The 11,167-nt window shown below is 43.1% G+C and carries 10 protein-coding genes and 1 tRNA gene; 2 read left to right on the top strand and 9 right to left on the bottom strand.

All coding sequences use genetic code 11. The features are described 5' to 3' along the window. Positions 1–5: 5 nt before the first annotated feature. Positions 6–101 (top strand) — tRNA-Sec (locus tag ACTF5Q_RS06540). A gap of 80 nt (positions 102–181) precedes the next feature. On the opposite strand, the gene selD is transcribed toward ACTF5Q_RS06540, so the two are convergent. The 8 genes from selD to ACTF5Q_RS06500 all read right to left on the bottom strand — a co-directional run bounded on the left by selD (position 182) and on the right by ACTF5Q_RS06500 (position 9,281). After that, entirely contained in the window at positions 182–1,249 is a 1,068-nt protein-coding gene (gene selD, locus ACTF5Q_RS06535; RefSeq protein WP_155537883.1) for a selenide, water dikinase SelD, read from the bottom strand. Positions 1,250–1,468: 219 nt separating this feature from the next. Then, complete coding sequence (locus ACTF5Q_RS06530) at positions 1,469–2,113, bottom strand: hypothetical protein (protein WP_438953833.1); 645 nt, start codon at positions 2,111–2,113, stop codon at positions 1,469–1,471. A 135-nt stretch (positions 2,114–2,248) separates the two neighbouring features. Further along, complete coding sequence (locus ACTF5Q_RS06525) at positions 2,249–2,704, bottom strand: glycine/sarcosine/betaine reductase selenoprotein B family protein (RefSeq protein ID WP_438953832.1); 456 nt, start codon at positions 2,702–2,704, stop codon at positions 2,249–2,251. A gap of 122 nt (positions 2,705–2,826) precedes the next feature. Next, positions 2,827–3,687, bottom strand: a complete 861-nt coding sequence (locus ACTF5Q_RS06520) for an HpcH/HpaI aldolase/citrate lyase family protein (protein WP_153902188.1) — start codon at positions 3,685–3,687, stop codon at positions 2,827–2,829. Positions 3,688–3,696: 9 nt separating this feature from the next. Next, complete coding sequence (locus ACTF5Q_RS06515; RefSeq protein ID WP_438953831.1) at positions 3,697–6,000, bottom strand: molybdopterin guanine dinucleotide-containing S/N-oxide reductase; 2,304 nt, start codon at positions 5,998–6,000, stop codon at positions 3,697–3,699. 2 nt (positions 6,001–6,002) lie between these two features. After that, positions 6,003–7,217: an aminomethyltransferase family protein gene (locus ACTF5Q_RS06510; RefSeq protein WP_438953830.1), complete on the bottom strand. Its 1,215-nt coding sequence runs from the start codon at positions 7,215–7,217 to the stop codon at positions 6,003–6,005. Positions 7,218–7,219: 2 nt separating this feature from the next. Next, positions 7,220–7,603, bottom strand: coding sequence for a VOC family protein (locus tag ACTF5Q_RS06505; protein WP_438953829.1), 384 nt, complete (start codon positions 7,601–7,603; stop codon positions 7,220–7,222). 22 nt (positions 7,604–7,625) lie between these two features. After that, positions 7,626–9,281, bottom strand: a complete 1,656-nt coding sequence (locus ACTF5Q_RS06500) for a choline dehydrogenase (protein WP_438953828.1) — start codon at positions 9,279–9,281, stop codon at positions 7,626–7,628. A gap of 137 nt (positions 9,282–9,418) precedes the next feature. Here ACTF5Q_RS06500 and ACTF5Q_RS06495 point away from each other — a divergent pair, with 137 nt between their 5' ends. Then, positions 9,419–10,330, top strand: coding sequence for a DMT family transporter (locus ACTF5Q_RS06495; RefSeq protein WP_438953827.1), 912 nt, complete (start codon positions 9,419–9,421; stop codon positions 10,328–10,330). An 8-nt stretch (positions 10,331–10,338) separates the two neighbouring features. On the opposite strand, the gene betI is transcribed toward ACTF5Q_RS06495, so the two are convergent. Then, entirely contained in the window at positions 10,339–11,010 is a 672-nt protein-coding gene (gene betI / locus ACTF5Q_RS06490) for a transcriptional regulator BetI (protein ID WP_164377392.1), read from the bottom strand. Between the last annotated feature and the right edge of the window lie 157 nt (positions 11,011–11,167).

The following is an 11,167-nucleotide window of genomic DNA, read 5'->3' as shown; positions in this document are numbered from 1 at the left end:
TATGTGGAAGAGGATCGCACCCTGGTGGGGCGCCTAGACTTCAAATCTAGTGAGAGGCGTACCACGTCTCTGGTGGGTTCGACTCCCACGCTCTTTCGCCAAATATTTTAATTAATTTGTAGTCAAAAATTTAACTTAAGAAGAAATTTTGGTTATTGGCTTTTTAATGGCCTTTAAAGTGTTAGCTTTCGACCTGTATCTGACCTGGTTCTTTAGTCTCTATAACTTGGCCAATTACTGCACAAGGTACAACACTATTTTTTTTAAGGTCGGTCAAAAGTGTCTTAAGCCGGGCTTTTGGTACCGACATCAGTAAGCCACCTGAAGTCTGCGCATCTGCTAACAAGAGTTGAAAGTTATGGCTTATGTCGGCCGAAAATGTTGTTAGTGGAGCTGCAGTTTTGAGATTGCGCTCAGTACCTGATGGGCAGAGGCCTTTATCAAGGAGATCCCCTACACCTTTGAAGAGGGGTATTTGAGAATAGAACAGCTTGGCACCAAGTTTTTTTTGATTAGTAATTGAGGATGCTTTCAGCATATTACCAAGATGTCCAAGCAAACCGAAACCGGTAACATCAGTAGCAGAGTCTATATTATTATCTATCATTACTGAGGCTGCAGTATTATTGAGAGTGGTCATCGACAGGATGGCCTCATCTAATCTGCTGGAGGTTAAGTATCCTCGTTTGGCGGCTGTAGTTAACACACCTGTGCCAATCTTTTTAGTTAAGACTAAATAATCACCTTCTTTTACGCCAGTATTATCGATGATTTTGTCTGGATGTACTACGCCTGTCACAAAAAGACCAAATTTTGGCTCTTTATCAACAATTGAATGGCCACCTGCAATCGAAATTCCAGCTTTGCTACAAATACTGGCTGCGCCCTTTAGAACGGCACCGAGCTGATCTACGCCTAATACTTCAATCGGCCAACTAACAAAACTGAGGGCACTAATCGGCTTTGCGCCCATGGCATAGATATCACTAAGGGCATTGGCGGCAGCAATCCTCCCATAATCAAATGGATCATCAACAATCGGTGGGAAAATATCGACGGTCTCGACTAGTGCTAGTTCAGCAGAAAGCTGATAAACTGCAGCGTCATCAGATCCAGCGTGGTCTACCAATAAATTTGGGTCATCCGCCTTGGGAAGATGGGCTAGCGCTTGGGCTAGATCAGCTTGTGCAATCTTTGCAGCGCAACCCGCCGATTTTGCCATGCTGGTCAGAGAGGGTGCGGTGGACATTGTCTTTAACCTTTCATAGCGACTTTAAACTAAACTAATTCTGGATCATAAACTTGAAATTGCCTATCCTTGAAATCCTGTGTCATGGGAATGTAGACATTTTGCCAGCGTGTTGCAGTAATACGCAATAGTAAAAGTTCATATATTAAATAAAGATAAGATATCCTTAGACTGGCAATTCTTAATCTTATATCCATTTTCGATAATGTCGTTTTGGTATTACCAACCTGCTGCGGACGTTCCTGGCAACGGACCCTCAGACCAAAAACGAGGTGCCATAAGGGACATCTCGACGATCTGAAGCATAACCTTATCTTTGGAGGTGAGAGATACAGCTTCAAGTAATAAAAGAAGCCGCCCTGCTTTGGTTTTTTCCCAAAACCACTCTCCCATTAGTTCTAAGTCATCGATATTGTCGCGGTGGGTGCGTGTTTCGGTGTAGTAGGCTTCCAGATCCTCGACTACTAGTTTCAGAAGTGGAATTGCAGGCATGCCTTTTCTAGGACTTTTTGGAATTTCTCCGTCGAGAAAACTAGCAACGAAGGGCGCTAACTCTTCGATCGCAAGCCCGCTGGCACCAACTGTTGTGCGCCCCCGCGCTGCGATTGCGGCGGCGTAATCTGGTCTTAAAGCCTCCATTTCGTTTCTGACTTCGGATAGAATAACATCTACATCGCCAATGTCACTTACATTCAGAACCAACTCAGGTGGTAGCGCATAGCCCATGCGCCCCTCCTTAACAGGAATAATTTCGGGGAAATCTTCGATGACAGGGCCGTCGCTTGCCTCCAGTAATTCGAATGCTGCACGAATTACTTTTTTCTGAAATTCTGGGTCGTTAGGCTTTCCCATGCTTCTTCCCATTGGAAAATCCAAGAACAAAGAACGAGGGGGGCGAATTACTTCAATGTGTTCTCTTACGAAACCTACCAGTATTGTTGATAAACCTTCTGATTCAAAATAATGAGCCAGCCCGCACACGGCGCGCGTGCAAAACGGTCATATGGGTATTAGAAAGACCGTGTTTACACCTTCCTCCTTCATTTGAGCCGCAACTGCTCGTGCTGATTTTTCCATCGTAACAGGATCTGCTGCACCCATGAAAGAATAATGCTCGTCTGCAACTGAAGCAATTTCTCCATCGGCTGCCATTTCTTCTAGTCTGTCGAGTGGTATAATTGTGTTTAGATCTTGTTGCCATGCAGATCTGTCAAATTCTACAGCGACGTGTGTCATTACCAAGTCACGGTCAGTTTTGTGAATGGTCCTTGAATCCTTCGCAAGCCAAGAAAATGGCTTGTCGCCTCGTCTTGAAACGGCTGCTGTCGAAACGATTGATACACGCCGCTCATTGGCGGGTACTGGTTTTGTCCATGAATAATTAGTTGGAACTGTAAGCTCAAGATTTGATATAAAGCGTCTGCCGACAGCTGGCATTTCGGATATTTTGGTCAATTAATTTTTCCCATCTTGGAATAGCAATATTTTAGTCTCAGAATGAATTATCTAGGCATATTCAGCAACTAAAATCTACTAAATTGTTAATTAAGTTTATCTGAATATTTGGTAAGAGAGTCCTAAAGCCCCATTCTATCAGCGATGCTTACCATTCTATACATTTCCCTCAATACAGGTTTTTCGATCAATTTTCCATCAATTACAACAAGACCAGTATCTGCTTTTTCAAATTCAGCAATAGTCCGTCTTGCACGAGTAATTTGGTCGGGCGATGGTGTGAATACTTCATTTAGAATAGGAATTTGTTTGGGGTGTATTGAGCCCTTACCAGAGAAACCGAGCATACGTGCTTGCTCGGCGGCTACTCTCATACCATCGAGGTCCTCTAAATCCATATATGGTACATCTATAACGTCTAGACCAGCACTAGCTGCTGCATGAACCACCTTTGAACGTGCATAAAGCAAAGGTTCCCAAGCCATGTCACAACGTAATTCAGGCGCCATATCAATAGCACCAAAGAACATAGCATCTATTCGAGAACTCGAATGGGCAATTTCGTAGGCGGCTTCTAAGCCCTCATTGGTTTCAATGATGACGTGTAAACGGGTATCATGCCCTGCTTCCGATAATAGTTGATCCAACATTTTTACTTCGTCTGGGCTCCGCACCTTTGGCATCATAAGTGCGGGAGGTGGGGTTTTGGCAGATAAGATGGCATTTACATCTTCAATCCCAAATTTCTCCCGCATTGAATTGATACGAACAATGCGTTCAACACCATCATTGGGCTGTGGTTTACTAAATAGAGCTAGGGCTTTTTGTCGAGCCTCTGCCTTATCCTTTGGTGCGATACCATCTTCTAATTCCACACAAACAATATCTACACCACTGGCGAGGGCCTTGGGAAACATATCAGGTCTAAGTCCTGGCACAAAAATGAAACTTCGACGTGGCTGCATGGAAGTATTTTTAATCATTGGTCTTTCCTATTTCTTTTCAATAATTTCTGGTGGGTTAAAAGCAGTTATATCTTGAACAGGGCCATCATATATTTCGATTTCAGTTAGACAGCTATGAGCTGCTGGGCCTTGGCCCAGCTTTGAGGTGCCGATATCAGGTGATAACACATTAGGGTTCCCATGCTTACACATGCTTTTAGGATCATTAGGCTCAGCAGGATCATACCACGAGCCAGTGCTTATGATAACCACTCCTGGCATAACATCAGCTGTGATGTTTACTCCACATAGACAGGAACCTCTACCATTGAATACTCTAACGATGTCACCCTGAGTAATACCGCGAGATTTTGCGTCATCGGGGTTCATTTCTAATGGCTGGTGGCCTTTTATTTTTATCGAGGAACTCAAAGTCCCGTTATCCATCTGTGAATGGAGCTTTGTCTTAGGTTGGTTTGAGATGAGATGCAGTGGATAGGCTTTCTCTTCTGCGCCTAACCATTCGTCTGGTTCCATCCATGTCGGATGGCCCGGGCAGTCATTATAATTAAAACTATCAATTGTCTTAGAAAATATTTCAATTTTTCCACTGGGAGTTTTTAAGGGATTTTTGTCAGGATCTTTAAAGAAATCTGATAGAAAAATGCGGTCTTCTTTTAAATCGGGTGATTTATAGAAGCCGGCTTCACGGAAACTTTCATAATCGGGCATTTGAACATTTAATTTTGCAGCTCGCTTACATGACTGTTCCCAAATCCATTTTTGCCAGTCTTCTGCAGATCGGCCTTCGGTAAAAGAATCTTCGGTGTTCATGCGGCGCGCTATTCCAGCAAAAATATCATAATCGTTCTTAGCCTCACCAACAGGCTCAATGGCCTTGTCCATCGAAATCACAAAAGGATCACGAGGTGTCATTCCAATATCTTGCCTTTCAAGCGTGGTGGTGCAGGGAAGGATTATATCGGCATGCCGCGCTAGAGCATTCCAGCACCATTCATTTACAACGACAGTCGAAGGTTTCTCCCAGGCTTTTCTCAATCGACCAAGATCTTGATGGTGATGAAACGGATTACCTCCGGCCCAGTAGATCATATCAATATCTGGATAAGTGTACTCACGACCATCATAATCAAACTTCTGGCCAGGATTCAGTAACATATCGCTTACCCGAGCAACCGGAATGAAATCAGTTACTAAGTTTTTCCCCTGAGGAAGGGGAGCATATGGCATTTTGAAAACATTGTTGCCTAGGTAATTTGTTATAGTATAGCCATAGGCTACTCCACCGCCAGGTTTGCCCATTTGACCAAGCATTGCAGCCAGAGCAGTTACTGCCCAGAATGGCTGCTCACCATGCTGCTGGCGGGTCAACGACCAACTGACTGTAAGCATAGTTCGTTTCTTAGCCATCTCACGCGTCAAGGCAATGATGTCTTCTTCAACCATACCGCTGATATCAGCGGCCCACGCAGGTGTTTTGGGAACGCCATCTTTCCGGCCAAGCAAATAGGCTTGAAATTTTTCAAAACCCTCGGTGTATTTATTTAGGAAATAGTCATCGTGCAAATCCTCAGTAAGCAACTGATAGGCCATAGCCAGCATTACAGCTACATCGGTATTGGGTCGCAACGTATACCATGCTTCGTCAATATCTGATTTTACATCAGAGCGACGTGGGGACAGATTTATAAATTTTGTACCAGCTGAGGCAGCCTCTATTACCCCGAGCCGTTGGATGTGAGCACCAGTTCCACCGTTGCTGATCTGACTATTAAATGCAGGCAATCCTCCAAAAGCTACCATTAACTCAGTATTTTCACAAACAGATTGCCAGCTTGTTTGCAAAGTCAATAATTCCATTAAATTACCGCCCAAAACATGTGGGATGATGACTTCAGCGGCAGCATAACTATAAGTGTTTTTCGATGAGGTATACCCGCCGATCGAATTAAGGAAACGGTGAACCTGGCTTTGAGCATGATGAAAACGGCCAGCGCTCGCCCATCCGTATGATCCAGCATAAATTGCCTGATTACCCTTTGTTTTGATGACGCGCTTTAGTTCATCTGCTACAAGTTTTTCAGCCTCATCCCAACTTAATGTAATGAAACGTTCACTACCCCTTTTATGTGTTGCTGTTCCGGGCCCACCTTTCAGCCAACTCTCACGTACTGCTGGTTTGGTTATCCTTGTGCGATCCTCAAGTAAATCAATTATTGATGGACCAATTGGCGATGGATCAGGATCTTGGCTGAAGGGATTAAGTTCTGAAAGCCGTCCATTTTTGACTACAAACTCATAAACTCCCCAATGTGAACTAGTGAGTCCCATAATTAATTCATTCCAGTTTTGTTGGTAATATCAAGAGTTATACTTTCCTGTAAGTCAAGTTTTGCCATTTTAGATTTTTTCTTATTTTTGTCGTAAAAAGGTAAAGCAATAATCTTACAGGTATGCTTAGAGCTATCCAAATTGCCAATATAATAATTGTTTCCTATGTGATCCTCTGCCAAGTTAAATCTGACATAACCAATTCCTGCATTGAATTCAGGTGAATAGGTGCCGGTCGTTACATATCCCACAATATTTTTGCCATCATGAATAAAATCACCACCCTTCGGTGTATAGCTCCGTGCTAGCATCCCATGAATTCGGTTGCCCGTATTCCTCTTTTTAAGGGCTTCGTATCCGATGAAATATTTTTTATCCCTATCGACAAATCTGCGAAGTCCCGCTTCATCGGGTGCCATGCTTGTATCAAAATCACTGCCACTATCTAGAATACCTGCCTCTATTCTGCGAATATTCATAGCCTGCATACTACTGAAAATCATTCCATATTTTTTACCAGAAGTGATTAGCTCGTTCCACAAACGCATATAATCTGTATTTTGGCCAAGTGTGTATATTTCATACCCTAATTCACCAGTCCATCCCGTTCTCGATATGAATACTGACTGTTCCCCAATTGTATAAAACCCAGCTTTAAAATATCCCATGCAATGATCGACACCACCATTTGTGGCTAAATTTATGACTGCAAGCGACTTTGGCCCTTGCAACTGAAGGACGCGCGATTGTGGGTCAGAAATTGACACATTATAATTATGTTTATGAGCGAGAAACCAGGTATCTAGGTCACCATCAGGATGCACGAACCAATACTTTTTATCATCGAGGCGAAATAAGATGCCATCCATAAAAAGGCCACCTTGGTGGGTGCAGGCAAGCGTATAATGTCCGCTACCAACTTTCAGCTTGTCGCTGTTGCGAGTAAAAATTCGGTTTAAAAATTCAACAACATCTGGTCCGCTTATCTCAAGGGGTCTTTCAGGAACATCAAAAAGGGCAGCTCTATTTCGCAACGCCCAGTACGCTTGCTGGATGTCTTCTCCATTGTAATGGACAAAAAACCGACCAGCCGCCAATCGCAGAATGGTATTTCTGTTAGCATAGCACTCGTGAAAAGGTGATAATGAATTACTACCCGTATAAACGGGATGCGCATTACCTAAATTAGGGAGGGCTAGCCCAGGTTTAGTCATCATGATCACCCTTTGTCATGTACGAAACAGAGTTTGTTTCCGTCGAGATCTCGAACGTAGGCATAGTATATTTTTCCATCCGCAGGTCGATAACCTGGAGCGCCCTCATCCTTTCCTCCTGCATCAATACCTGCTCTATGACAGTTTGCTACGATTTCAATGTTTTCTACCGAGAATGCGATCATAGTCCCATTTCCAGAATTTGCGTGGTTACCGTCAAAGGGTTTGGTTATATAAAATTCAATATTTTCTGGTTTGTTTAGAAGAGAGTAAGCAGCAAAATCGTTATTAAGTTCTACACGGATCATATTCATTTTTGGCATTAATTGATCATAAAATTTAACTGCACTTTCCAGGTTGTTTGTCCCAACCATCACATATGCAATCATTTCTTAATTCCTCTAACAAGCATTAACGCTGGCAAGTTTCGTAATTTTTGTTTTGCCATACTGGCACCTCTATTCGATCAAGAGGTGGTTTCCCTAGAACAGAGTCACTGAGTTTTTCGGCAATCATTATGGTGGGACTGTTGGTATTTCCATTGGTTGCCGCAGGCATGATTGATGCATCTATAATTCGTAGCTTTGAGATGCCATGAACCAAACCATTCGGATCGACTACTGCTTCGCGGTTGTTACTAGCTCCCATACGAGCAGTCCCGGAAAGATGCCATTGTGTATTAAGTTTTTCTTCAATACAGACATCTAACCCACTATCTGATTGCGTGGCATTGCCAGGATAAATTTCTTCGCCGCAAAATGGCTTGAATGCAGGTTGTTTCACAATCTCACGTACAATTCTTATGCCTTTGCGTAACAGGTCGCGATCACGAGGGTCCTTCAAGTAATTTGCTAGAATTTGCGGTGGTGTTGCGGGGTCAGCATTCCGAAGAGTGATATTGCCTCGACTGAAGTTACGCATAAGTCCAACATGGATTTGAAAAGCATGCTCAGGTAGAGGTTTCCATGTTTGGTCATCTACTGCGGCGGGTGAAAGCGTTAATTGAATATCAGGATATTCAACTCCGGCTCCTGATCGTACGCAGGCTACAGCTTCGAATTGATTCGAAGCACAGATACCATCACGGCGTAAGATCCAGCGAATCCCGGCAAATGTTCGACCAATGAGCCGAGTCTGGGGCCAAATAGAAACTGGCTGTAGGCACCGATATTTGAGGACAAAATCAGGATGATCGTTGAGATTTTGGCCAACGCCTGGCAGATCTGCAACAATAGGGATGCCATGTTCCTTTAGATGTGAGGCGGGGCCTACTCCAGATAGCATCAACAACTGTGGACTGCCCACCGCACCTGCACTTAGGATGACTTCTTGCAATGCCTCAACTTTAATGGTCTCTCCATTTGCTTTGTTGTAGCTAATACCAATAGCTTCATTGCCATTGAAAAGAATCTTTTGAACTTGCGCATCGGTTATAACTTTTAGATTTTGTCTTGGTCGGGCTGGATCAAGATAGGCCTTCGCCGTGCTGTTTCTCTCGCCATTATCGATGCTCATGTCAAAAACACCAAACCCTTCTTGGCGATACCCGCAGATATCATCGGTGACTGGATACCCTGCTTCACTACCAGCGTCGAGAAATGCCTTATATAACGGGTTTTGAGGTTTGGGCCTGTGAACTACTAAAGGACCATTACCGCCCCGATATTCGCTCTCACCTCCGGAGTAATTCTCAAGGCGTTTGAAGTAAGGCAACACGTCTGCATAGCCCCAGCCCTCGCAACCCGATTGTCGCCATCCTTCAAAATCTAGTGCATGACCACGAATAAAGCATAGGCCGTTTATAGATGAGGACCCACCCAGTGTTTTGCCACGATCATGGGTGATTGTACGTCCCCCCAATTCAGGTTCAGGTTCACCGAGGTAGGCCCAGTTATATTTGGTAGTTTGGAGATTTTTTAGAACTGCAGCTGGAATTTTAAGAGACAAAGCATTGTTTTTTGGTCCAGCTTCAACGAGAAGAACACGATTTCTACCGTCTTCGGTGAGACGATTTGCTAGCACACAGCCAGCCGAACCGGCGCCAACAATTATAAAATCATACTTCATTAATTCTCTCGCAATTCGTAAAAACAGTAGTTAAAAATTCTACTAGTTAAAATAAGCTTAATCTAAAACTGACCCTTTGACAATTAACTTACCAATAGTTAGTTTAAATAAGGTTTGCATACAGGCATGAATGATTAATGGAAAAATGGTCCACGATAGCCTTGGCTCGCTTTGCTTGCCTCTACGCAGGGGCTATATGGGGAATTTTCTGGATCCCAGTGCGAGCCATCAATGATGCTGGTATTCATGGGTTATGGAGCTCGGCGATTTGGTTCGCTGTTCCTACGATAATTCTTTTGCCAGTAACGGTTTTAAGATTTAAATCGATAAAAATTGCAGGCATTAGTCTTCAAATTACTGCCATTCTTTCGGGTGTTGCTTTGCTCTTTTACACGCTTGCATTTCTTTACACTGACGTTGTTCGTGCAATGCTCCTTTTCTATTTGACACCCGTTTGGAGCACATTATTGGCAGCCATAATTCTTCACGAAACCATTACATGGCAGCGCATTCTTGCCATAATTCTTGCAATAATGGGGATGTTGATCATTTTTGGTTTGGGGCAAAACTTTCCCATCCCTAAAAACGTTGGTGATTGGTTAGGTATTCTTTCTGGAATTATATGGGCGATTGCTACCATTCGTATACGCAAGCATGAAGGACATTCAGCGGTGGATATGACAATCGGCTTTTTTTTCTGGAGCTTGATTGCTTCTCTCATTTTATGTTCTTTTTTGGATGCTAATCAATTTCCATCAATTGAAAAAATATTTGGTATTCTACCCTGGCTTTTTGCTTTTATGGCTATTTTTGTTATCCCGGGGGCTTTTGCATCATTGTGGGGCCCAAAGTACGTCAGTCCAGGCCTTGTTGGCTTACTAATGATGACTGAAATAATCTTTGGGTCTATCACAGCTGCACTATTTGCCAATGAACCGTTCGGTATTAGAGAAAGCCTTGGTATTATCTTGATAATATCGGCAAGTGTGCTCGAACCATTGTCTGAGATTATTAGAAATCGATCTGTTAAGAATAGTTCTGCTGACTAAGCAAACATTTATTGCGGTCGAAATAGCTCTGGACTTAGGGCGATCTTAGCGATGGTTTTGATTTTCTCGCGAGCATCTTTATGATGTTTTTGTTCGTCTAAAGATGCTCCTACAAGATAGAGTGTAGTAAACTCAAATTCATTGAGTGCCTTTTCGCAATCAGGTGTGATGGCAAATAATCCCGCACGCACCCATATTCCATCAATTAAGGTGCCAAGAAGATTGGCGACTTCCGGCACTCTGTCCCCCTCAAGAAAATGCCTAAGTTCATGTGATAAATTACTTTTAATACGAGCATTGTTGGCTGCCTGTACTCTTTGACACATGGCATTGTGGGGAACTTCTGCTAAGAGAGATACCCAGGCTTGGCAGACTTCCCGGTTGTAAATTGTTTCTGAAAAGTTTGCGTAAGCAATGGCCCAAAATCTTTCATACGGACTTTCAGCGTGCCGATAAAGACGCAATAGAGACATACTTAATACTGAATTTGAGCGTCTAAAAACAGCCTCAAGTAATGCGCTTTTGTCCTTAAAGTGATGAAGAACAACGCCTTTTGATACGCCGGCTATTTCGCCAACTTTCTCAAGTGTTGTGCCTCGTAAACCATATCTGATGACCGCTTCAAATGCTGCTTGTGAGAGCTCTGATCTTCTGATTGAACTAATTGATCGCGCCTGCATTTTAAAAATATCACATAAATTAGGATCTTTTTAAGGGATAACTGTACTGAAGTGAGAGGTCAACTCAACACTATTGACTTATAATACTTTCTAAGAGAAAGTTTCTATACCACAGGAAAGTTTTGCATCATTGCTGATGTACCTTTGTAATGTGTCG

It is taken from the genome of Candidatus Salinivivens marinus, from assembly GCF_965655845.1.
In the GTDB taxonomy this organism is placed as follows: domain Bacteria; phylum Pseudomonadota; class Alphaproteobacteria; order Rhodobacterales; family Rhodobacteraceae; genus Salinivivens; species Salinivivens marinus.
This window is presented reverse-complemented; position numbering and strand designations above follow the sequence as displayed.

Coding starts and splice junctions, on each gene's coding strand:
- selD (WP_155537883.1), bottom strand. CDS start 1,249: ATGTCCACCGCACCCTCTCTGACCAGCATGGCAAAATCGGCGGGTTGC.
- ACTF5Q_RS06530 (WP_438953833.1), bottom strand. CDS start 2,113: ATGGGAAGAAGCATGGGAAAGCCTAACGACCCAGAATTTCAGAAAAAA.
- ACTF5Q_RS06520 (WP_153902188.1), bottom strand. CDS start 3,687: ATGATTAAAAATACTTCCATGCAGCCACGTCGAAGTTTCATTTTTGTG.
- ACTF5Q_RS06515 (WP_438953831.1), bottom strand. CDS start 6,000: ATGGGACTCACTAGTTCACATTGGGGAGTTTATGAGTTTGTAGTCAAA.
- ACTF5Q_RS06510 (WP_438953830.1), bottom strand. CDS start 7,217: ATGATGACTAAACCTGGGCTAGCCCTCCCTAATTTAGGTAATGCGCAT.
- ACTF5Q_RS06505 (WP_438953829.1), bottom strand. CDS start 7,603: ATGATTGCATATGTGATGGTTGGGACAAACAACCTGGAAAGTGCAGTT.
- ACTF5Q_RS06500 (WP_438953828.1), bottom strand. CDS start 9,281: ATGAAGTATGATTTTATAATTGTTGGCGCCGGTTCGGCTGGCTGTGTG.
- ACTF5Q_RS06495 (WP_438953827.1), top strand. CDS start 9,419: ATGGAAAAATGGTCCACGATAGCCTTGGCTCGCTTTGCTTGCCTCTAC.
- betI (WP_164377392.1), bottom strand. CDS start 11,010: ATGCAGGCGCGATCAATTAGTTCAATCAGAAGATCAGAGCTCTCACAA.